This window comes from Leptospira meyeri, assembly GCF_004368965.1.
In the GTDB taxonomy this organism is placed as follows: domain Bacteria; phylum Spirochaetota; class Leptospiria; order Leptospirales; family Leptospiraceae; genus Leptospira_A; species Leptospira_A meyeri.
This window is the reverse complement of sequence record NZ_SORO01000001.1, coordinates 445411-467100: the sequence shown is the minus strand read 5'-3', so window position 1 is coordinate 467100 and position 21690 is coordinate 445411. Positions and strand designations below refer to the sequence as shown.

General features: G+C 39.4%; 22 protein-coding genes. 10 read left to right on the top strand and 12 right to left on the bottom strand.

Annotation, left to right across the window (positions count from 1 at the left end; translation table 11 throughout):
• Window positions 1-9 precede the first annotated feature (9 nt).
• The 6 genes from CLV96_RS02205 to rsmH are packed head-to-tail and all read right to left on the bottom strand — an operon-like array spanning window position 10 to window position 6174.
• The gene (locus tag CLV96_RS02205; RefSeq protein ID WP_004789296.1) at window positions 10-1095 is read right to left on the bottom strand and encodes a UDP-N-acetylglucosamine--N-acetylmuramyl-(pentapeptide) pyrophosphoryl-undecaprenol N-acetylglucosamine transferase; all 1086 of its coding nucleotides are present in this window, start codon (window positions 1093-1095) and stop codon (window positions 10-12) included.
• Entirely contained in the window at window positions 1092-2240 is a 1149-nt protein-coding gene (locus CLV96_RS02200) for an FtsW/RodA/SpoVE family cell cycle protein (RefSeq protein WP_004789044.1), read from the bottom strand. The genes CLV96_RS02205 and CLV96_RS02200 overlap by 4 nt, the downstream gene beginning before the upstream one ends.
• Window positions 2240-3352, bottom strand: a complete 1113-nt coding sequence (mraY, locus tag CLV96_RS02195; RefSeq protein ID WP_004788842.1) for a phospho-N-acetylmuramoyl-pentapeptide-transferase — start codon at window positions 3350-3352, stop codon at window positions 2240-2242. Before mraY ends, CLV96_RS02200 begins: the two co-directional genes overlap by 1 nt.
• Before the next feature lie 10 nt (window positions 3353-3362).
• Complete coding sequence (locus CLV96_RS02190) at window positions 3363-4889, bottom strand: UDP-N-acetylmuramoyl-L-alanyl-D-glutamate--2,6-diaminopimelate ligase (RefSeq protein WP_004788805.1); 1527 nt, start codon at window positions 4887-4889, stop codon at window positions 3363-3365.
• On the bottom strand, window positions 4889-5242 hold the full coding sequence (locus CLV96_RS02185; RefSeq protein WP_004788570.1) for a hypothetical protein: 354 nt from the start codon (window positions 5240-5242) through the stop codon (window positions 4889-4891). Before CLV96_RS02185 ends, CLV96_RS02190 begins: the two co-directional genes overlap by 1 nt.
• The gene (gene rsmH / locus CLV96_RS02180) at window positions 5230-6174 is read right to left on the bottom strand and encodes a 16S rRNA (cytosine(1402)-N(4))-methyltransferase RsmH (RefSeq protein WP_004788812.1); all 945 of its coding nucleotides are present in this window, start codon (window positions 6172-6174) and stop codon (window positions 5230-5232) included. Before rsmH ends, CLV96_RS02185 begins: the two co-directional genes overlap by 13 nt.
• 72 nt (window positions 6175-6246) lie before the next feature.
• On the opposite strand from rsmH, the gene CLV96_RS02175 reads away from it, so the two are divergent.
• Window positions 6247-6768 (top strand): HIT family protein, encoded by a 522-nt coding sequence (locus CLV96_RS02175; protein WP_004789096.1) that lies wholly within the window; start codon window positions 6247-6249, stop codon window positions 6766-6768.
• On the opposite strand, the gene CLV96_RS02170 is transcribed toward CLV96_RS02175, so the two are convergent.
• Entirely contained in the window at window positions 6765-7622 is an 858-nt protein-coding gene (locus CLV96_RS02170; RefSeq protein WP_004788943.1) for a CheR family methyltransferase, read from the bottom strand. The two genes, CLV96_RS02175 and CLV96_RS02170, sit on opposite strands and share 4 nt — an antisense overlap.
• 71 nt (window positions 7623-7693) lie before the next feature.
• Here CLV96_RS02170 and CLV96_RS02165 point away from each other — a divergent pair, with 71 nt between their 5' ends.
• Window positions 7694-8440, top strand: a complete 747-nt coding sequence (locus CLV96_RS02165; RefSeq protein WP_004789050.1) for a menaquinone biosynthetic enzyme MqnA/MqnD family protein — start codon at window positions 7694-7696, stop codon at window positions 8438-8440.
• On the opposite strand, the gene CLV96_RS02160 is transcribed toward CLV96_RS02165, so the two are convergent.
• The 4 genes from CLV96_RS02160 to CLV96_RS02145 form a co-directional block, all read right to left on the bottom strand.
• Complete coding sequence (locus CLV96_RS02160; RefSeq protein WP_004789119.1) at window positions 8437-9075, bottom strand: LIC11874 family lipoprotein; 639 nt, start codon at window positions 9073-9075, stop codon at window positions 8437-8439. The genes CLV96_RS02165 and CLV96_RS02160 overlap by 4 nt on opposite strands.
• A gap of 38 nt (window positions 9076-9113) precedes the next feature.
• Complete coding sequence (locus CLV96_RS02155) at window positions 9114-10538, bottom strand: ammonium transporter (RefSeq protein WP_004788289.1); 1425 nt, start codon at window positions 10536-10538, stop codon at window positions 9114-9116.
• Between the two features lie 10 nt (window positions 10539-10548).
• Complete coding sequence (locus tag CLV96_RS02150) at window positions 10549-12369, bottom strand: GAF domain-containing SpoIIE family protein phosphatase (RefSeq protein WP_004788440.1); 1821 nt, start codon at window positions 12367-12369, stop codon at window positions 10549-10551.
• Between the two features lie 171 nt (window positions 12370-12540).
• Window positions 12541-13548 (bottom strand): hypothetical protein, encoded by a 1008-nt coding sequence (locus CLV96_RS02145; protein WP_004788573.1) that lies wholly within the window; start codon window positions 13546-13548, stop codon window positions 12541-12543.
• Window positions 13549-13595: 47 nt separating this feature from the next.
• On the opposite strand from CLV96_RS02145, the gene CLV96_RS02140 reads away from it, so the two are divergent.
• The gene (locus tag CLV96_RS02140) at window positions 13596-14024 is read left to right on the top strand and encodes a hypothetical protein (RefSeq protein ID WP_004789295.1); all 429 of its coding nucleotides are present in this window, start codon (window positions 13596-13598) and stop codon (window positions 14022-14024) included.
• An 82-nt stretch (window positions 14025-14106) separates the two neighbouring features.
• Window positions 14107-15555, top strand: coding sequence for an AsmA family protein (locus CLV96_RS02135; RefSeq protein ID WP_004789016.1), 1449 nt, complete (start codon window positions 14107-14109; stop codon window positions 15553-15555).
• A gap of 84 nt (window positions 15556-15639) precedes the next feature.
• Here the strand turns inward: CLV96_RS02135 and typA are convergent, their stop codons facing one another.
• Window positions 15640-17448 carry a translational GTPase TypA gene (gene typA, locus CLV96_RS02130; protein ID WP_035983828.1) on the bottom strand — a complete coding sequence of 603 codons (1809 nt, stop codon included), beginning with the start codon at window positions 17446-17448 and terminating at the stop codon, window positions 15640-15642.
• Between the two features lie 118 nt (window positions 17449-17566).
• Between typA and rplU the strand changes: the two genes are divergently transcribed.
• The 6 genes from rplU (at window position 17567) to CLV96_RS02100 (ending at window position 21690) form a co-directional block, all read left to right on the top strand.
• Window positions 17567-17875 (top strand): 50S ribosomal protein L21, encoded by a 309-nt coding sequence (rplU, locus tag CLV96_RS02125; protein WP_004788901.1) that lies wholly within the window; start codon window positions 17567-17569, stop codon window positions 17873-17875.
• Window positions 17876-18205: a ribosomal-processing cysteine protease Prp gene (locus CLV96_RS02120; protein WP_004788588.1), complete on the top strand. Its 330-nt coding sequence runs from the start codon at window positions 17876-17878 to the stop codon at window positions 18203-18205.
• Window positions 18206-18208: 3 nt separating this feature from the next.
• On the top strand, window positions 18209-18466 hold the full coding sequence (rpmA, locus tag CLV96_RS02115; protein ID WP_004788663.1) for a 50S ribosomal protein L27: 258 nt from the start codon (window positions 18209-18211) through the stop codon (window positions 18464-18466).
• Between the two features lie 76 nt (window positions 18467-18542).
• Window positions 18543-19568, top strand: a complete 1026-nt coding sequence (obgE, locus tag CLV96_RS02110; protein WP_004788373.1) for a GTPase ObgE — start codon at window positions 18543-18545, stop codon at window positions 19566-19568.
• Complete coding sequence (gene proB, locus CLV96_RS02105) at window positions 19555-20421, top strand: glutamate 5-kinase (protein WP_004789039.1); 867 nt, start codon at window positions 19555-19557, stop codon at window positions 20419-20421. The genes obgE and proB overlap by 14 nt, the downstream gene beginning before the upstream one ends.
• Before the next feature lie 3 nt (window positions 20422-20424).
• A complete protein-coding gene (locus CLV96_RS02100) occupies window positions 20425-21690 on the top strand; it encodes a glutamate-5-semialdehyde dehydrogenase (RefSeq protein WP_004788758.1) in 1266 nt (421 codons plus the stop codon).

Sequence of the window (21690 nt, the reverse complement as noted above, 5' to 3'; positions counted from 1 at the left end):
TGAGATACTTCAATTATGATCAGTAAAAAAATATAAAACAGTTTGGTATGCTGCATTGACATTGGATAATGCCAAGGATACATGTCCCATCTCACGAAGGATTTCTGAATGGTCTTTCCATCCAAGCAAAATTTGTACAAGCCTTGTTGGATCATCTGAAGTGGAATGAATGGTCACTCCAGCGCCTTGCGATTCTATATAATTTGCATTTTCCTTTTGGTGGTTATCTGCAGCGTAGGGATAAGGAATGAGGATCATTGGCAATCCAAACACCAAACATTCAGCAAGAACACCAGCACCTGATCTTGCTACAACAATGTTTGCCCACTCATAGTTTGGTTTCATATCATTGGCATATGAGATGATTTCGGCATCACCCAATGATTTTGATTTCGTTTCCTCATACAGAGAAGTTCCTGTGAGTAATCTGAATTTATATTTTGATGAAATTTCCGGATTCTCCATGGTTTTGAGAATCATTTGGTTGAGTTGTCTTGCACCTTGGGATCCTCCAAGCACCAAAACATTTACCGTATTCTTTTTTCCTTCATGAAGATTTTCATTTTGTCTTATATTGAGGTGTTCCGGAATCACTCTTCTTCTAACGGGATTACCAATGGTTTTACCGCTTATCGCATAACCTTCCGCTAATGGAAAACTAAATGCAATTTTTTTTGAGAATTTAGCAAAGATTCGTGTAATTTTTCCCGGGACACAATTTTGTTCGCAAAGATATAATTGTTTTCGAAATAGGATTGCATATAGGATAGAAGGAAGACTTGAATAACCTCCCATCCCGATCACGGCTTTCACTTTTAATCGATTGAATAAAAAAATAGTTTTTAAGAAGGGAAATATAAATAAAAAAGGATAAAATATTGTTCTTAAACCACCTAACTGTGGTACATTGTGCCAAATTACCTCGCAAGGGGGACTCAGTAAGTCTGGGTTGTCTTTGTTTCGGACAAGGGAATGCAGATACACTGCATCAAATCCAAAGGAAGAAAGTTTTTCAGCCAAAACTTCTGCCAGTGCTACACCTGGAGAAATATGACCACCGGTCCCACCGGCAGCAATTAGAACAGATCCACTCATAAGACCAGGTTCTCTTTACTTGTGATGTTGGCAAGAATTCCGAATAGGATGAATATTGTGATCAGAGACGATCCCCCATAACTGAGAAATGGGAGTGAGATCCCAGTCACTGGTACAATACCTGTAACAACAAATAAGTTCAATATGGTTTGGAAACCAAAGAGGATCAGAATCCCCGAACCCAAAAAAAAGCCAAGTTTGTCATTTGTCCGAAGAAGCAAAAAATAGACTCGAACAAGAAGAAAGATAATGAGAGAAAGAAAAAACAAAAATCCTAAAAACCCAAAGTCTTCAACAAAAGAGGCCATGACAAAATCGGTATGACTATAAGCTAAATAGCGATGGGCATAACCTGATCCAACAGGTCTACCCAAACTTCCTCCGTCAAAAAAGGCACGAAAACTAGTCACAAGCTGGTGCCCTTCATCAAATCGAAATTTATAAGGATCAAGCCAAATTTCTAAACGTTTTTTACGGTACCCAACTTGCGTCACAAGGACCACAAGTAGAGGCAAAACGGAAGCACCCAAAATAAAAAGTCGTTTCATGGGAAAACCAGCAAGAAGGACGAAAAAGAATAAAACAAGAAGAAGTTCGACTGTGGTTCCGAATGCAGGTTCAATGACAATGAGAACCAAAGTTACAAAAATCAAAAAAACCGATGTAATTTTTTTTCGATCCCATTTTACTTTTTTGAAATCAAAATTATAAAAGAAATAAGAGGAAAATAGCAAAATACTGATTTTGGAAAATTCAGATGGTTGGATTTGTATTCCACCGATCTGAATCCAACGATTAAAACTTCTTCCATAACTAGTCCCAACGGATTTACCGAGTCCAGGAATAAAGACTGAAATCAGAAGTAATAAACTTATCACTGAAAATAAAAAAGACCACCGAACAAGAAACTGATAAGGAATTTGACTGAATACCAAAAAAGAAAAAATCCCGATTGCTCCCCATAACAACTGTTTGTTTAGATAATAGTTGGGATCTGAAAACTCACGTTCGGCTGGAATTACGGAGGCACTGTACATAACTACAACCCCCATTCCAAACAAAAGAAAAATCCCATACAATACCGGACCATCAAACCTCGAAGTCCCAAACCGAAAGAGGTTTTGTAAGTTCCGGAAAATTTGCATTATTGGATTTTCAATGTGGATAAGGTAATGATCGCAAGGATGATTCCAATGATCCAAAATCGAATCACAACCTTCTCTTCCGACCAACCGGACAATTCAAAATGATGATGCAATGGTGCCATTTTGAAGATACGTTTCCCAGTCAGTTTAAAAGAACCCACTTGTAAAATGACACTTACTGCCTCAGCCACAAATATTCCTCCAAGAATCACAAGAAGGATTTCTTTTTTGAGCATAATGGCAACAAGTCCAAGTGTGGATCCAAGAAATAGAGATCCAGTATCTCCCATAAAGACTTGGGCTGGATGGCAATTAAACCATAAAAATCCAAGCAAAGCACCAGAAAGACCCGCAAGAAAAACAGAGTATTCATGAGATCCAGGAAGATACGGAATGTGAAGGTAGTTGGCAGCGGAAGGAGTTCCCGATACGTAAGAAATCAATGCAAATGTTGCGGTGGCGATGACAACGGTGCCAGAAGCTAATCCATCCAAACCATCCGTTAAGTTGACGGCATGAGAACTTCCAATGAGAACTATGATGGCAAAGGGAACAGCTAAAATTCCTAAATTCCATACGGGTCCTTTTACAAAGGGCAAAAATAAATCTGTTATCGTAAATATAGTTCCTTTGGTTGCAACAGTATTTGATTTTCCTGTAAAGTAAAAGTAGAGAGTTGTGATGGATACAGCAAAGAAGATAGTAACTAGAAACTTTGTTCTAGCTCGCATTCCCCCTTTGATTTTTTTTACCGATTTCATATAATCATCAGTAAATCCAAGCCCTGCAAATAGAATGGCTGAGACAAGAAGTAACAAAACGTTGAGATTGGAAAGATTCCCCCATAACAGAGTGGAGATGGTAAGGGATAATATCATAATCAACCCTCCCATTGTAGGAGTACCGGATTTGGCAGCATGAGATTGCGGACCATCGTTACGAACCGATTCGCGAAACTTCAAAGAGAGAAGAAACGAAATCAATGACTTTCCAAAAAGAAAAGTAATAAACATAGAAGTAAGACCCGCCATCATCGCACGGAGTGTTACATAACTAAAAACTCTAAGGAAACCATAATCGTTTCCAAACGATTCATAAATCCACTGGAACATTCTATTTCCCCTATCGACCTAATTCTAAGTTTTGAAAAGCATTCTCTATCTCTTCAAAATCGATAAATTTTGATTTTTCTTTTCCGATGATTTGGTAAGTTTCATGACCTTTTCCTGCAACGACCAAAATTCCATCCCGTTCGAGTAAACTCACGGCTCGTTTGATTGCCATTCTTCGATCTACAATTTTTTCATATCTTTGGAAACCACGGGAGAATCCAGATTCAATTTCATCTAAAATTGCCTCTGGCGACTCTGTCCGGGGATTGTCGGAAGTGAGAATGACAAGATCAGCTAGGTTCTCCGCAATTTTTGCCATTTGCGGACGTTTGGTGCGGTCTCTGTCCCCCCCACATCCAAATAAACAAATGATTTGTTTGGGAGCAATTTCCACACAGCTTTTTAGAATGTTTTCTAAAGCATCGGGAGTATGGGCATAATCCACAACAGCAATTCTTGACCTATCAGGAAATGGAACAACATGAAACCGTCCAGGAACAGTTGGAATTTTTTCCAGACAAGAAATCACTTCTTCCCATGGAAAACCTAACTCGTATGCCACTGCCAAGGCAAATGAAGTATTGAATACATTGAAATTTCCAAGTAGGTTCGTTCGAATTTTACGGACTTCAATAAAAGGAAGGTTTTTTGCTTTTTTATGAAAGCGGTATTCACTTCCAAGTAATGATAGTTTCGTATTTGAATAGTTGAATTCCCCTGATTTTCCAAGTAAATAAATTGGTGATTTAAACTTTGCATCCGCAATTCTTTTGACCATCTTATCGCCAAAGGAAACATCAGAAGCAACAAGACCAAATTTATTTTTCACGGAGGATTGTTCTAAAAGTTGAAAGATTTTAAACTTACTTTCAAAATAATCTTCCATCGAAGTATGAAAATCCAAATGGTCTTGGGTTAAATTTGTAAAACCAGCGCATGTAATTTCAAGACCCGCAACTCGTCCGAGTTTTAATCCATGGCTACTCATTTCCATAAATACATATTCTATCCCTTCTTCTAACATCTGTTTGAGCAGCAAGTTTAACGAAGAAGCATCTGGAGTTGTATATCCCGATTCTAAAACTCGATCCATAATTTGGATTTGAACGGTCCCAATTAATGCAGCATTTTTCCCAACTTTTCTTGCTAGGTGGAAAAGGATGAATGTTAAAGAAGTTTTTCCATTTGTTCCAGTGATGGCCACAATTTTCATTTTTTTTGCTGGATTACCTGCAAGCAAACATGCAGTTTTCCCATGAACTTCTCCCACGAGTTCATCCGTTTCGAGAATCACAGGAAAGAAATCTAAGGTTTTTAATTTTAAATCGCGTTTAGAAATAATAACAACTTCCGATCCATGTTCGAGAGCCATTTTTAAATAGGTCTCTTGTTTTTCTGAGTTTTCTTCCGGCAAAACAAAGATATCCTGGGCTTTTAATTTTCGACTATCAGCCCAAATATAACCTACTTCTGTAGAACCTTCTCCTTTGATTAATTTTATGTCAGGGATTCGTTTGATAATTTCTGATACTTTCATTATTTTTGAGTGTTAACCTCATCAGGAATCGGAGGAAGTTCGATGGTCACCGTACGATTTCCTAAACTGATTGGAAGAAACTGATAAGTTCTTCTGTAAAGGGTTTCGATCCGTTCTGCGGAAGTATAAGAAACTATTCCGATTTTTAATTCATCGTTTTTGCGTTTTAATTCTTCTTTGGTGGTAGTTCGTTCATGGATTTGACGGGTGAGTCTTGCCTTTTCTAAACCTTGCCAAACATTGGAATAAAAAAACAATAGAAATGGAATCAGAAGAACAAATGGTTTGAGCGGAGAAATAAAATCGATACAGAATTTCGGAATGTTTTTTAATTTTCCAGTCATCGTTCCCATCTCTGATTTATTATCGGATTTATCCTTTGAAGACCTCTTAATTTTGCCGATCTTGATGCGCGATTTTCTTTGATTTCTGTATCAGTGGGTAAAATTGGTTTTTTGGTTAGGATTTCAAAATGTTCGGTTGTCTTTAAGTCCCGGAAAGTCCATTTGACAATTCTGTCTTCTAAAGAGTGGAAGGAAATACAAGCGAGTACACCACCCAGTTTCAAACACTCGGCAATGTTACGGATTCCTTTTTCTGCATGTAACAGTTCTTCGTTGACTTCGATCCGTAATGCCTGAAATATTTTTGTTGCTGGATGTGATTCTTTTGGCCAGAACTTTCTTGGAATGGATGCCTCCACAAGTTTTACTAGATCGGTATTGGTTTCGAATTTTTTTTTGTGTCTCGACTGTACAATGTTATTGGCTACTTTTAAAGCCCAACGTTCTTCCCCATATTCCCAAAATACCTTTTTTAAGTGTAAAACGGTGCTATAATTGACTATATCGGCGGCAGTTTTTCTACCTACCTGTGGTTCGAGTCTCATATCCAAAGGTTCTTCATTTTTAAACGTAAATCCACGACCTGAATGTAGAAAATGAAAAAGTGAAACACCTAAGTCAACCAAGGCACCGTCAAGACCCGGGCAACCTAAAGATTCCAACAATTCCTTGTCCACTTCAGAAAAATTCATTTGGAAGGAATGAACACGGTCAAGTGAACCAATGACAGATTGGATTTCTTTTTTTGCCCTTTCCAACATGACGGCATCTCGATCGATAAGAATCAACTTTGCCTTAGGAAAGGTTTGGAGGATGAGTTTGGAATGACCACCTTCACCAGCAGTTCCATCTAAAAACCACTGAGGTTCGGTGACTTCCGATTTTTGTAGCAAATCAATGACTTCTCTTGGAAGTACGGGAATATGAGGCGATTCTGACACTGTTACTTTCTTACTGTATACCTGTCAAAATCCTTGCAATCCTTTAATCCTTTGGGGAGATTGAAAGTACAAATGAGTTCCTATGAAGAACATTCACTTAGAAAAAACCTGTTCAGCATCGGGAAATTGGGTTATGCCAAAGGGGATAGACCCAATGTGGACTGCATCCTTTGTGGGGTTCGTGACAAAAACGAAATTGTTCCTAACCTGACCATTGCAGAAACAGAACTTTCGATTGTTTCAGTGAATCTTTTTCCTTATAATCCAGGTCATATTATCATCTTTCCGAAACGTCATATCATCCACTACTTAGAACTCACTGAAGCAGAAGCTTTGGACATCCACCGATTGACGCAAAAAACGATGCGAATTTTGGAGAAACAATGGAAGGTGCAAGGGTTTAATATTGGTTATAATTTGGGAAAAAATAGTGGAGGATCCATCCCTCATATCCACGAACACATTGTGCCAAGGTTTCCCAATGAGGCAGGATTTTTAGATGTACTTTCCAATACTCGAATTGTCATCTATGAACCCTACCAGATGTGGGAAGACTTAAAAAAGATTTGGACCAATGAACCAGAGATTGTTTAGTCTTTCTTCTGGTAAATCGTATGTCCTAAAAACTTGAAACTATCTGAAATTCCAAACATAGTTTCTGAATGACCAAGAATCAAATAGCCTTTTGGTTTCAGACTCACTTCAAAGTTTTGGAACAAAGTTTTTTGTGTCTGTTTGTCGAAATAAATGACTACATTCCGACAAAAGATTAAATCCAATTTCTCTGTGATAGGAAATGGAAAATGCAAAAGATTAATTTGTCTAAAATCAATCAAAGCCTTTAGATGAGGTTTTGCTTCATAATAGACATGATCTTTTTCAATGGTTTTATTGAAGTGTTTTGCTTTCACTGCTTCTGAAACTGGTTCGAGACGGTCATCCCGATACACTCCTTTTTTTGCAGTAGCTATCACTTGAGTATCAATATCGGATGCGTAAATTTTGCAATTCCAACCAGGTTTTGTATGGAAGTAGTCATACACAGTGATGGCAATGGAATAAGGCTCCTCTCCAGTGGAAGAAGCTGAACACCAAATCCGAAGAGATTTGGGACCACCAGTGGCAACAGCTTGTTCTAAAGCAGGAAAGTATTGGTTTTTTAAAAATTCAAAATGATGGTTTTCACGAAAAAAATCAGTTTTGTTTGTCGTAATGCGGTTGATGAGCTCCTGCATTTCTTCTGTAGCAAACTTAGGATCTAATTTTAGTTTTGCTACATAGTTTTCAAAACTAGTAATTCCTAATGTACGAAGCCTTGCATTGAGTCTGGACTGTACCATGATTTTTTTATGTGGAGCTAAAAAAATCCCAGCTTGTTTGTACACCAAATTTTTAATGAATTCAAATTCGGCATCACCGATTGTGTTTAAAGATGTTCGAAAGTCCAATTTGCCCTCGTAAGTGATTCGACACGTTTTTCTCGTTCTGACAAGTTGTTTTTTAGAAGGGAAATTAGATAATGAAAATTGGCATTGTAAAACACCTGAATGCCCGCCCCCTAACCCTGTATTTTGAGAGAACTTCCGGATATTTACCAGTATATGAGAATCCAAGTGTTCTCATTGAACTTCTGAAACAAGGAGAACTGGATTGTGCCCTCGTCTCTTCAATCGAATGTGAAAGAAACCATGATACCCTAGATTATACAAAAGTTGTAGGTGTTTGCGCAAGAGATGTCGTTCGTTCCGTTCTCTTCTTCCGGCACGAAAATGATACAGAAATGCCCCAGGTAGTTTATACGGACAAGGGGTCAAGATCGAGTGTGGCCTTATTGCAATGTTTACTCTATCGTGAGTTTGGGAAAATTGTGGAAGTGGTTCCCACCCCTGCCTCAGAAATTTCCCAAATGATGTTAGATGGGATTGGGTCTCATCTTCTGTTTGGTGACCATGCCTTATTGCAAACCCCAGTTCCAGGATACCAAGTTGTGGATCTTGCGGAATGGTGGAACCAATCAACCGGACTTTATTTTTGTTTTGCTTTCTGGGCTTTCCCCAAAGGAAAGGTTTGGGATGACCGGCTTTTTTTAACCGCTTTAGAATATGGACTCAAAGAATTGGATTCAATCATAAAAGAAGAGAAACGGTTGCCAATTGCTGTGACAGATCGTTATCTAAAACAAGAATTACACTATATTCCAGAACAGAAAAATTTAGATGGTTTTGATTTGTTTATCAAAACGGCAAAAGAATTAAAACTCGTTTAGAAAAAACGTATTTTATACTCCCAAGTTTTGGATTCTGGATTTTCCAAAGTTTCTTGCAAAGGGATTTGGTAAGTTAAATTCCCAAGGCCAATAAAACCACGGTTTGAGCTGCACTCTGAATCCTTTGGAAATAAAACCTTAAACTGGATACGTCCTTCCTTGAGTAATCTAGATGTCTCCGAAATGATTTTTTTCTCACCTGCACTGCTATCAAGAATCGCGTTATCTGTTAGGTTGGGGAAGTCCCTTTTAACAGTCAATGACCTTGGTTTTGACTTAATCGAGAAAGTGCCAATCAAAACCCCTTCTAAATGCAAAGGATCTTCAAAGTCGAGTTTGTATGAAACCTTTCCTTTTCGTTTGAAATACATATCTGTGGTTTCTGATTTTTCCAATTCCCGAAAGGTAAAGTCTCTCACCTGTAGGTTGTTATTCGATTTCTTTTTTACAGAATTAATGATTTCATCTTTGGAAGTGGGTAAAAATTTGATAAGGGAATCATTTGAATCCCTTTTTAAAGGAACTGTATAAGCAATTTCCACAGTACCAGAACTAAGTTTTCGAAAGAGGATGGTCTCTTCGTATTCAAAACAACCAACTAAAAATAAAATGAACAATAAAGGAAAACGAAACACACCCTAGGCATCCCATACAGAATGCCTAGGGTCAAGGACTATTTGGAAACGGGATAAGCTTCGTTTCCGTGTTCTAAAATATCCAAACCTAATAATTCTTCTTCTTCCGAAACCCGAAGTCCAATGGTCTTTTTGATCAAATAGAACATAAGGAAACTGGTTGGGAAAGCCCAAAGAAAGGCAGTGGCTACACCTATTGCTTGAGCAGCAAATTGGGCAAATCCAGCGCCAGAAAATAATCCGGTTTCTATGCTAAAAAGACCAACCGCTAGTGTCCCCCAAGCGCCGCAAACCCCGTGGACTGAAACGGCTCCCACTGGATCATCAATTTTAATTTTATCTAAGAAAAGGACAGAGACAATCACAAGAACCCCAGCGACTGCACCAATACAAATGGCACCAGTGATACTCACTACATCACAAGGAGCCGTGATGGCCACAAGCCCTGCCAGTCCTCCATTTAAGGTTAAACCAATTTCTGGTTTTTTAAATAGAAGCCAAGTAAGAACCATGGCAGCGATGGCACCTGCGCAGGCAGCCATATGAGTCACAACAGCAATCCTTGCGAAACTACCTCCTTCAATGGAAGTGGTAGAACCAGGGTTAAATCCAAACCAACCAAACCAAAGAATGAACACACCGAGGGCAGCCATGGACATATTATGACCCAAAATTGGATACACTCTTCCATCGGTTTGGAATTTTCCCATCCTAGGTCCGACTACAATCGCACCAGCAAGCCCTGCCCAAGCACCTACACTATGCACAACAGTGGATCCGGCAAAGTCATGAAATCCCACTCCGTCTCCACCGCCAAGTCCAAGGGATTCTAAAAATCCTGTGGAAATTCCGAGTAGACTTCCCCAAGCAAAAGAGCCGAAAATAGGATAAATAAAAGCAGTGATGATGATAGAGAAAACCAAATAGGCTGAGAACTTAGTCCTTTCTGCCATCGCTCCCGAAACTATGGTTGCTGCAGTGGCCGCAAAAACAATTTGGAAGATAAAGAAAGTATATTTGGAAGGGTCCATACTACCATCTTCTGCATTGATTAAACTTTCTGCAAAAGAAGGTACTCCCACCCCAAATCCCGTTAATACTTGAGGCCCAAACATAATGGAAAAACCAATCACCCAATAGGCAATCGCTCCAACTGTTAAGTCAGAGAAGTTTTTCATAAGAATGTTTACTGCATTTTTTGCTCTTGTGAATCCTGCTTCCACATAAGCAAAACCAGCTTGCATAAAAAATACAAGAAAGGCTGCAATACAGGTCCAGACCCAATTGGCTTCTTGTTTTGTTGTTTCTAAAGCAAGTTTTGTTTCAGCAAGAGAAGACTTGATACTTGCCATTTCTTTTGCCAAAGATTCCAGACTTTCTTGACTATTTGTTACTTCTTCTGCTCCAAGTGTGGAGCAAAAAAGAAGAATCATTAAAAATAAAAATATGCTAACTTGTTTCATAAAACTTTCCTTAACCGACTTTTTGCGAGTGTGATTCTAACCTCAGAAGAGAAGTTTTTAGTTCCAAACTTTGAGGTGTGTTCTTTACGCCTTGTTGCAATACTTTGATTGCTTTTGGTTTCGCATTTTCTTTCAAATAACATTGTGCAAGTAGTATACTTGCTTTTGCAAAACTATGGTCACTAGAGAGTGCCATCTTTAGCGCTCGTTTTGCTTCCGATATCATTCCAGCTTTGTAATAAGCTCTTCCCATCATAAAATGCGAGGCTGCCGTATTATCACCAGATGTTCTCAAGTATTCTTCTAGATACCGAATGGCCTCTTTATATTTGCCATCACGGTAATACATTTTTCCCAAAAACACCAATATCTCTTTTAAAGAAGAATCAATGCTAAAAGCTTTTAAAGCTTGCGCATAAGCTTCTTCCATTTTCATTTTTGAATTTGATTGTTTTGCCATTTGGATGTAATGCGAAGCTTCAGGAATGGAGTCTCCACAATAAAGAAAAAGAAAACTTAGGTCATCCCCGTTAGGAACATCACCTTGATAGGCTCTAAACCTTTCAACAAAGGCTGCAGAAAGTTTTTTTAAATCAACCTTTCCACGTCCTTCCATCACTAGTTTTTCTCGTTCATCATGTAACCAAGATTGAATTCTTTCGACACCAACCTCATCTTTTAAATGATTTCTTTGTTCACTGAATCCATCGGAGATCAGAAGTAAAAAATCTCCAGGTTCCAAACGTCCTTGTTTTTCTTCATAATCAATTTTTCTTACAGGAAGAATCCCGAGGGGTACCCCCTTGGTATCGTACTGAATGAAAGTGTCATCAGCTGCTTTGTAATGAAGCATTCGTTGGTGGCCCGCATTTACATAGCCAAATGTATAATCACTAAAGATTCGAACCATAAAGGCAGTGAAATAGGTAGATTCTGGTAATTGTTCTCTTAGTTTTTCACCAAGTTCTTCCATAATTTCTGTGAGTCCAAGTCCTGCCATCACGGATCTACGGAATTGGTGGTGAATTGCCATAGTCACAAGGGCTGCAGGAATTCCATGTCCCGACACATCAATGTTAATTGCAGTTAAAGAATGACCTTGTCTAACAATATCCACTAAATCACCACTGACTTCTGCCATAGGTTCATAGTGACTTGCAAAATAGATTCCATTCCAAGCACTTAAGTCTTGTGGCAGAATTTGGCTTTGGACATTTCGTCCCATTTTCAAATCCCACTCCAACTGATTTAAAATAGCAGCTTCTCTTGCTCTTGCGGTAACTAGTCCTTCAATGAGTCTGACCCCGTAAAGTGCTAAAGCCAGTTGTGATGTTAATGCCTCTAAAATTTCTAAATCATCGGTAATATAAAAATTTTCACGTTCACTTTCAACCGCAAGGGTTCCAAGAATTTCTTCTTTCTGCATGATCGGAACACACATCACCGATTTTGTGGTTTCGCCTTCGTCAAAAAAATGAGCCGAACGGGTGAGGTCGTTCACAAGGACAGGTTCTTTAGTTTCAAAAACTGCTCCCGAATAACCTTCTCCCATTACTAAGTTTCGGCGAGGGGGTTCTGTCTCTTTGACAAACTTGACTGGGACAAGATATTCTCCATCCCAGAGCCGGAGTGTCGTATTGTCCGACTCAAAAATTTCCTGACAGATCAGGATGACTTTGGAAAAGAGTTGGTCTTCTCTATCTAAATTGGCAAATTCTTTGGAAATGTAGAGAAGGATCGCAATTTTATCTTTATCTGTTAATCCTCCCACGACCTTGTTTTGTCCGCGGAAGTTGACGAGCATTCGTTTGGAAACTTTGAAATCAACCATATAGGATACCTTTCTGATTTAGATGCAAGTATCGTACCGACAGTGCATCTCGCCTAAAGAAGTCAGATTATCCTATATTTCTCTACAATTTGCATTCTATTAGGGCAAAACGGAGAAGGTGTGTTTATGGAAACCAACCAATTTGCGCAAAATTTAAGCAAATGGTGTTCTTCATTGAAACTGGATTTGGATTTGGGCAGAGGCACGGGTCTCCGCCCCTTCTCTTTCGGGGACACTTAAACCCGATCTTTGCAAAGATAGAGAATACAAATACCCAGGACCAAGTTCTCCGGGAAAAATGGAACCAGCAATTCCAATAGATCCTGTATAAAATCCTCTTAAACTAGAATCAGCCCGAAACTCTCTACCAATTCCAGTTAAAATTTGGAAGGATTCTATTTTACCTATCGCTATACCAATGTTACCAGCATACATGGTTCGAATTGGATAAGAAAATGAATTATTCCCTCCGTTCAATGAGATATGGGACTTTTCAAAAAAAGTACGATTCCCTTCGACTTGTAAATCAATGAGTTCTGTAATTTTGTAACCTACCCCTACTAACAAACGTTCAGGGAGGCGTTCTTTTAAATTTTCCGATCCTAAATATTTATCAAACCTGTAATTACCTGGAGACTCTAAAATTACTCCGAATCGAAAATCTCCATATTGAATTGCTGTGGAGGCAGAAACGTTCCAAGAATAAGAACTATATCCACCCATCCTTCCTGATACACCAGGACCCAAGTGAAGTGCAAACGATAGATACTCGTTCCATCTCCAAGTAACAAAACCTTGAAAGGCATAATTTGAGTATCTTTCGTCTACCGGGAAAGATCTTAAAAAAATTGGTTTACCTCGGAACCCAAATCCAATCGATTCAGAATAAGAAAAATATGTGGCGCCAGATAGATATAAAGGAGACGTTTTTGGATTCGCATAACTTACGTTTACCCCGCCATCCACAAGATGTTTGTTTTGAAAGGAGAGGAAAGCTGAATTCCCGTAAACAGTTCCCATTGAATTTGGGCTAACCACCCCAGAAGAAGATAATCCCAACAAGTAGGCAGAGGGATAAGCTGATTCATAACCAGAGACTTGTGCAGTTACAGTTCCCAAAAAACTACTGACGAAATAAAGAGCAATGACAGGGAAATACCATTTTCTTTTGAAAATCATTTACTGCCATTACTCCAAAGATTTATTGGAAAGAAAAGGGAATTCTTATGACAAAACCACTCTATAAACAATTTCGATCCCCGCAAGGTTGGTATTCCTTTCTATTCCCTGCCACTTGGGAACATATGGTGGTAGAAGAAATTCCAGCCTTTTTCCACCCCGATGGTGGAGGTGCCTTGCAAGTTTACGCCTTCGAATCAAAATTAGAAGATTTCAATGTTGACCAAGAATTAGAGAACTACTTAAAAATACATGAAATCGATTATGATGCGGAAAATGTCGCAGTTTTTGAAAACAATGAAGGTTCCTCCATTCGAGCCTGCGAATTTTTAAAGGAAGATCGTGTGTGGATGGTATATATGGTGGCCAACAAATCTAGAATGCTTCTCGTTACCTACAACTCCGATGAAGAAGTGGGTGATGAACTTTTCCAACAGTTAACTAACATTATCAGTTCGGTTAGGTTTTTGAATTAATTTCCTTCCCTTTTTTACTTTACAGAAATAAAATTTATCCTAGTCTCTATTCCACTCGTTAGTGTCGGAATTAGGAGACCATATGAAAAAAATAGGTTACGGAATTGGTGCGGTCATCGCAGGCATTCTCCTCATCGTAATCATCGCGTTAGTTTTTGCCGGAAGTTTGATCACTCCAAGTTTTTTAGTCAAACAGATTGAATCATCCATCAATGTGCGAGCCCATGTCGAATCAGTCAACATCAGTCTATTCAATGTTCTCTCTGGGATAGAAATTGAAGGAATTATTCTTGCCCCAAGAGATGAAGTAGCAAACAAAGGCATTCCTCTCGACGAAAGAAAATCAAAACCCAAAGGTCTCATTCAGCTTGGAAAAGCAGAAGTTAAGATTTCCTTTTTAGCACTTTTGACAAAAACCTTAAAGGTAAATAAAATCCTCCTCAAACAACCAGAAATCTCTCTAACCATGAATGAAGATGGAGGCAACAATCTTACTTCTCTTTTCAAAACACCGAAAATTGTAGATGGAGAAAAAAATCCCGCCCTTTCTGCAGAAGCTCTGGCGGAGAAGAAAAAGGAAGCAGAAGAAGAGGCTAAAGAAAAAGCGAGTGCCCCACCGTCCGGTCCATTCTCTATCAAAGATATTCCGATTGCTATCAAAATGGGTCTTGTTGGCATTCAAGAGGGAAACATCCGAGTGAATATGCGTAAAACCGGTCAACAAATTCAAATTCAAAAATTGGATTTAGAATTAAAGGACATTGATATAGATGGAAGTGATCTTGAGTCACATAACAATGTGAATGTGAATTTTGATGCTGATATCACGATTATTGGAAGAAACAAAAAAGAAGCGGCCAAATTTTTATTAGAAACAGAGGGAAAAGTAACACCTTTCGTTGCCAAAACAGGACTCGTGAATCCCAAAGTTAATTATGAAGTTACCATGAAAGAAGATTCGTTTGTTTCGGGATTTGCTGCTTTCGATGCGATTGCAGGGGAACTGCCTGCTTTAAACCAAGCTGGCTTAAAATTGGACAAACTAAAAGAAAAAGCAGAACTAAAAAAAGACGTTTCCTTTCATGTTGAATACAGCAATGGGAAAGTAACCTTTCTAGACGAACCAACCTTTCCTACTAAAAACTATGACTTACAGATCACCAAAGGATCTTACATTGTCACCACAACAAACTACCATGAAATGAAAATGGGTATGTTGTATGATGAAGAAGAATCCAAAAAATCTTTGGCATCTGTAGATGAAAAAATCAAACAAGCCACCAAAGGCCAAGGAGATCCAAAAGCCTTTCGTAATAAAATTGTTGGCAATCTCATCAAAGATGAAAGGCTTTTTATTCCCTTTCGAACTTATGGAGACATCCGTAATCCAAATGTAGAGTTAGGAGTCGGACTTGGTACTCTCACCGATCTCATCGGTGGTGCTGTCAAAGAAGTAATCAAAGGAAAAGCAAGTGATGCTTTGAAAAAAATTCCAGGCGCTGGAAATGCTCTCAAAGGTTTAGGTTTCTAAATTCTATTTGTACATAAAAAAGGGACTAAATCCTTAGTCCCTTTTTCTTTTTGATGAGAGATTAGTTAGAATATTAAATTCTGTTTATCTCCCACCGCCAGATCTTTTTCTCATACTTGCATCCAAAACTTTTTTACGAAGACGCAAACTTTGTGGAGTTACTTCCAAAAGTTCATCATCATCTAAAAATTCAATGGATTGTTCCAAAGTCAGTTTCTTCGGTGGAACCAAACGAATCGCTTCATCCGATCCAGAAGCACGAACGTTGGTTAACTTTTTCTCACGAACAGGGTTTACTTCCAAATCGGAATCCCTGCTATTCATACCAAGGATCATCCCTGGATAAACGGCCACTTGTGGCTCAATGAATAGTTCACCACGTTCTTGCACTTTCCATAATGCATATGCAGTGGATTCACCAGAATCCATAGAAATGAGCGCTCCGTTTTTACGACCAGGAATTTCACCTTTGTATTTATCAAAACGTAGGAAGCGGCTAGACATTACCCCTTCTCCACGAGTTTCAGAAATAAAATGGCCTCTGAATCCAATGAGTCCTCTTGTCGGAATGACATATTCTACACGAGTGATTCCGGAAGTATGAGCATCCATTCCTGTTAACTCACCTTTACGTCGGTTTAGTTCTTGGATACAAGCGCCCGAGTATTGGTCTGGTAGATCCATTACGAGTGTTTCGTAAGGTTCAATTTTTTCACCAACTTCGTTTTGTTTGATAATTACTTCTGGGCGAGATACTTGGAGTTCGTATCCTTCTCTTCTCATGTTTTCAATGAGGATGGATAAGTGGAGTTCCCCACGTCCTAAAATTTTAAAACGATCTTTGTCTTCCGTTTCTTCTAAACGAAGTGCCACGTTTGTTTCAAGTTCTCTGTCCAAACGTTCCCGAAGATTTCTTGTAGTCACAAACTTTCCTTCTTTACCAGCAAACGGTGAGTTGTTGACCATAAAGAACATGGAAACAGTAGGTTCTTCTACTTGGATGGCAGGGAGTGGAAGCGGATTTCCAAGATCACAAACAGTATCCCCGATGAACACATCTGGAATCCCAGCCATCGCTACGATATCCCCAGATCCGGCTTCATCAATCTCGTAACGAGTGAGTCCTTCGTAACCATAAAGTTTTGTGATTTTATAATTAGCAGTAGTTCCGTTTGTTTTTGCGAGTGTTACGTCAGCACCTTTTTTCATAGTACCTTGGTAGATTTTACCAATGGCAATACGACCAACATATTCATTGTAATCAAGTGCTGTTACTTGGAATTGTAGAGCTTTATCACTTTCGCTTTTTACGGCAGCGACATGTTCCAAAACTTTATCAAGGAGTGGTTCGATGTTGGTTCCCGGCACTTCGGAAAGTTGGTTTACGGCCCAACCTTGTTTTGCTGATGCATAAATGATAGGAAAATCTAACTGTTCTTCGGTGGCACCGAGATCACTGAATAAATCAAATACTTTGTCTACTGAGTAACCAGGTCTTGCACCTTCACGGTCAACTTTGTTCACAACTACGATTGGTTTGTGACCGAGTTGGAGTGATTTTCCAAGCACAAACCGAGTTTGTGGCATTGGTCCGTCGAAAGCATCGACAAGTAATAGTGTACAGTCTGTCATGGACAGAACTCGTTCCACTTCTCCTCCGAAGTCAGCGTGGCCTGGAGTGTCTACGATATTAATGCGAGTGCCTTTGTATTTTACCGAAGTGTTCTTGGCAAGGATGGTAATCCCTTTTTCCTGTTCCAATGCGTTGGAATCCATGAGTCTTTCTCGGTCTTCTTTTGCGGTTACGGCGCCCGTATGGCGAAGGATACAATCTGTTAGTGTCGTCTTACCGTGGTCGACGTGTGCGATGATGGCGATGTTGCGAATTTCCATTGTTTTTACCAGAAATTCTAATCCAGTTAGGCTGTAAATGGGGATTTCAGTTTGACAAGAGGTGCCCATCAGAAATCCTGGTAAGAACTACATTCGAGAAAGAGATTAGGATAGTTATATGTTCGCCATTATTGAACTTGGAGCCAAACAATTTAAAGTTTCTCCTGACCAGGTATTCGTCGCAGAAAAAACAGGAAACACGGTTGGAAGCACAGTAGAAACGAAAGTCCTACTCCTTTCCGATAACAACAAAGTGAACATTGGTTCACCAGCACTTTCCGGTGCAAAAGTGACTTTGAAAGTATTAGAAGACTGCAAAGGTGACAAAATCCACGGTTTCAAATACAAAAAAAGAAAAAACTACAAGAAGTCTTGGGGACACAGACAACAACTCCAAAAACTCCAAGTAGTATCCATCAACGGATAATTGATTTATAGTAAGATTTTAAAAGATTTAGGAGGGAAAATCGCAGGAATCCAACTGGAAGGACATTCTCCCAAGGACTTAGGTTCAAAAGGCGAAAATCTTTTGTGTGCAGGAGTCTCCACTCTGGTTCAGAGTGCTCACTCTTACTTAGCATCACAAGGCAGTTTGGAATCGGAAACAAAACGAGACGGGTATTTAGAATTTTTAGTCATGAAGGACCAAAGAGAGGGTTACCAAAACCTACTTTCGATGGTTGAATTTGGATTAAAAAGTTTAGCGACCACTCATTCCCAAGCGATCTCCATCCAAGACGAAATAATAAAGGGGTAAACAATGGCTACAAAGAAAGGTGGTGGATCCACAAAGAACGGTCGTGATTCGGTATCGAAAAGACTTGGTGTAAAAGTATATGGTGGCCAACAAGCAATTGCTGGAAACATTATTGTTCGCCAAAGAGGAACTGAATACAAAGCCGGAAAAAATGTAGGGATTGGTCGTGACCATACTCTTTACGCACTCGTTGATGGAGTTGTGACTTTCGAACACGTAACGAAAGAAAGACAACAAATCTCCGTTTACCCGAAAGTGTAATCCTCTCATACATTTGAGAGGCGAAACCCGTTTTAGGATCTCCCTTGAACGGGTTTTTTTTTGACTAAAGGAAACTATGAGCGGATTTATTGACGAAGTACCCATTCAAATTCGAGCCGGACACGGAGGGGCAGGTTCTGTCCATTTCCATAAAGAGAAGTTTGTCGAATTTGGTGGCCCGGATGGTGGTGACGGAGGCAAAGGGGGTGACGTGATCTTTGTTGCCGAAGGTCGGATGATGACTCTAGAAAATTACCTTCCGGACCGTATGTATGCGGCACAGGACGGAGAACCAGGTCTTGGGCAAAACAGAAATGGAAAAAATGGCGAAGATTTAATCCTGAAAGTCCCCGTGGGAACCCAAATCATTGATTCCGTTACGATGGAACTCATCTATGATTTCAGCCACGACGGAGAAAGTTTTATCATTGCTACGGGTGGGCGTGGTGGAAAGGGAAATACATTTTTCAAAACTTCTGTACAACAAGCTCCTCGCTATAGCCAACCCGGAGAAGATGGTGGCGCATTATCCTTATTATTAGAATTAAAATTACTAGCAGATATTGGGATCGTTGGACTTCCTAATGCTGGTAAGTCGACCCTACTCGCAAAAATTACCCATGCCCATCCCAAAATTGCTGGTTATGCCTTTACTACCCTCTCCCCTAACCTTGGTGTGGTGCATAGACATGAAGACTTATTTCGTTATACAGTAGCCGATATCCCAGGAATCATCGAAGGGGCATCTCGTGGTGTTGGACTTGGCATTAGTTTTCTTAAACATATCGAACGAGTCCAAGGGATTCTTTTTCTTTTTGACGGTGGAAATTTACAACTCGAAGAAGAATTGGAAATGTTACGAAGTGAACTTGGGAATTACAACCAAACTCTTCTAAACAAAAAATTTCTTATCGTCATCAACAAGATGGATATTTGGGACAATGACCCCACGTTTACGGAAGAAATCCAAAAGAACTACTCTCATTTAGGGGAAATCATTTGTATTTCTGCCGACAAGGAATCCAATTTGGATTACTTACTAGAACGCATTGACAAAGTATTTTTCGAAGAAAAAACAAAGTTAGTTTATGAAAACACGTAAGGATTTTTTAGACTCCATAAAGAAGGCAAAACTCATTGTGATCAAAATCGGAAGCGCACGTGTTTCTGGTGAAGAATCCAAAATTAATGATTTTTTATATGATTTAGTCGGTGACATTCGAATGTTACGTGACCAAGGAAAAGAAGTAATCCTTGTTTCTTCTGGTGCCATTGCCCAGGGAAAAAAACTTCTAGTGGACCAAAGTGGATCTACTTCCTTACCCAATGGGAAAACCACGCTTGCCGAAAAACAGGCGTTTGCTGCTATGGGTCAAAACAAACTTCTCAATCTTTATGAAAGTTTTTTTAGTCGTGTGAACGTTCCGATTGCCCAAATCCTTTTTGGAAGAAAAGATCTAAACGAGGAAAAAAGTTTTACCAACCTAAAACAAACCTTCCGCCAATTACTGGGCTGGGGAATCCTTCCCATAGTAAACGAAAACGATTCTGTTTCCACGGAAGAAATCAATTTGGGAGATAACGACATCCTTTCAGCCATAGTCGCATCCATTGTGGGAGCAGACCTTCTTCTCATCCTAACAGGTGTGGATGGATTTTTGAAAGATAATTCTAAAATTGATTTATTTACCGAAATCACAGAAGATATAGAAAAACTGGCAACAGGTCCAACAGGACCTGGAACTGGTGGTATGTTTACCAAAATCAATGCCGCCAAACTTTTGTTACCCTATGGTATCAAAACAGGAATTGTGAATGGTGAGAAAAAACATGCGATTTCTCAATTTTTTGAAGTGGAAAACTTCGGTACCTTGGTTGCGGACCAATCTTCCGCCCATCGTACTCCCACTGCTTCCGAAATCCAATCCCATTTCTTTTCTTTCCCTATGGAGTAAACTATGGCAGACGAGAACACAAACTATGCAAAATCATTGGCCACCAAAGCCAAGTTAGCCAGTAGAGGCCTAAAAGGTTTAACCACTTTAGAAAAAAACTCGGTTCTGAAACGTGTGGAAGAACTCCTTCTGGAAAATGAATCTGCCATTATAGAAATAAATCAAATCGATATGAAAAATGGTCAGGAGAAAGGTTTATCCTCTTCGATGATGGACCGCCTCCTTCTTGATTCCAAACGAATTCAGTCAATGGTAAAAAGTATCGAAGAAATTCGTAATCTTCCGGATCCTGTGGGGGAAGTGGTTCGCGGAACCATCCTTCCCAATGGACTCGAACTTCTCACGAAACGTGTTCCCATTGGTGTGGTCATGACCATTTTCGAATCTAGGCCCAATGTGATCATTGATATTGCCTCACTGTCCTTTAAATCAGGAAATGCTTGTATCTTGCGAGGTGGGTCAGAGGCCTTCCACTCCAATTTGATCCTTTCTTCTTTATTCCACAGGGCAATCGAAGAAAAGAAGTTACCTGGCGTGACAAAGGATGTGGTTACATTTGTAGAGAATACAAATAGAGAAGCTATGGTTCCTTTTTTTCAATTGGATGATCTCATTGATGTAATTGTTCCTCGTGGCGGCGAGGCTCTCATTCGTTTTGTTTCGGAAAATAGTAAAATTCCTGTCATCAAACATGACAAAGGTGTGACCAATCTTTATCTTTCGAACCAAGCAAATCCAGAGATAGTATTTCCCATTCTTGTGAATTCCAAAGTACAACGACCTGGAGTTTGTAATGCTTTGGAAAACCTACTAATTCATAAAGACTATCCGAATCTAAAGAAACTACTGGAAGATTTAGAATCTGCGGGAATCCAAATTCTTGGAGATGAGTCGATTATCAAAATTTTTCCAGCAGCAAAACTAGCGTCAGAGGAAGATTTTTACACAGAATTTTTGGACACAAGACTGAGTGTAAAACTAGTGGGTTCTGTTTTGGAGGCCATGGAAAACATTCGAAAATACAGCTCGGGGCATACAGAATGTATTTTGTCTGAAGATGTAACCGAGATCCAAACGTTCCAAAAGGAACTGGATAGTGCTGCGATATTTGTAAACTGTTCCACTCGGTTTCACGATGGTGGTGAGTATGGACTCGGGGCGGAAGTGGGAATTTCCACAGGCAAACTCCATGTCCGTGGACCAATGGGTCTTATCCACCTAACAACAACGACAACTTATGTTACGGGAAGTGGACAAGTCCGCGGCTAA

Bases quoted from the DNA above. Each gene is read 5' to 3' on its own strand.
- CLV96_RS02190 (WP_004788805.1), bottom strand. From the start codon at position 4,889: ATGAAAGTATCAGAAATTATCAAACGAATCCCTGACATAAAATTAATC.
- CLV96_RS02150 (WP_004788440.1), bottom strand. From the start codon at position 12,369: ATGGTTGATTTCAAAGTTTCCAAACGAATGCTCGTCAACTTCCGCGGA.
- CLV96_RS02165 (WP_004789050.1), top strand. From the start codon at position 7,694: ATGAAAATTGGCATTGTAAAACACCTGAATGCCCGCCCCCTAACCCTG.
- CLV96_RS02175 (WP_004789096.1), top strand. From the start codon at position 6,247: ATGAGTTCCTATGAAGAACATTCACTTAGAAAAAACCTGTTCAGCATC.
- obgE (WP_004788373.1), top strand. From the start codon at position 18,543: ATGAGCGGATTTATTGACGAAGTACCCATTCAAATTCGAGCCGGACAC.
- CLV96_RS02205 (WP_004789296.1), bottom strand. From the start codon at position 1,095: ATGAGTGGATCTGTTCTAATTGCTGCCGGTGGGACCGGTGGTCATATT.
- CLV96_RS02185 (WP_004788570.1), bottom strand. From the start codon at position 5,242: ATGGGAACGATGACTGGAAAATTAAAAAACATTCCGAAATTCTGTATC.
- CLV96_RS02100 (WP_004788758.1), top strand. From the start codon at position 20,425: ATGGCAGACGAGAACACAAACTATGCAAAATCATTGGCCACCAAAGCC.
- CLV96_RS02140 (WP_004789295.1), top strand. From the start codon at position 13,596: ATGACAAAACCACTCTATAAACAATTTCGATCCCCGCAAGGTTGGTAT.
- CLV96_RS02200 (WP_004789044.1), bottom strand. From the start codon at position 2,240: ATGCAAATTTTCCGGAACTTACAAAACCTCTTTCGGTTTGGGACTTCG.
- CLV96_RS02145 (WP_004788573.1), bottom strand. From the start codon at position 13,548: ATGATTTTCAAAAGAAAATGGTATTTCCCTGTCATTGCTCTTTATTTC.
- rplU (WP_004788901.1), top strand. From the start codon at position 17,567: ATGTTCGCCATTATTGAACTTGGAGCCAAACAATTTAAAGTTTCTCCT.
- typA (WP_035983828.1), bottom strand. From the start codon at position 17,448: ATGGAAATTCGCAACATCGCCATCATCGCACACGTCGACCACGGTAAG.
- rpmA (WP_004788663.1), top strand. From the start codon at position 18,209: ATGGCTACAAAGAAAGGTGGTGGATCCACAAAGAACGGTCGTGATTCG.
- proB (WP_004789039.1), top strand. From the start codon at position 19,555: ATGAAAACACGTAAGGATTTTTTAGACTCCATAAAGAAGGCAAAACTC.
- CLV96_RS02135 (WP_004789016.1), top strand. From the start codon at position 14,107: ATGAAAAAAATAGGTTACGGAATTGGTGCGGTCATCGCAGGCATTCTC.
- mraY (WP_004788842.1), bottom strand. From the start codon at position 3,352: ATGTTCCAGTGGATTTATGAATCGTTTGGAAACGATTATGGTTTCCTT.
- CLV96_RS02155 (WP_004788289.1), bottom strand. From the start codon at position 10,538: ATGAAACAAGTTAGCATATTTTTATTTTTAATGATTCTTCTTTTTTGC.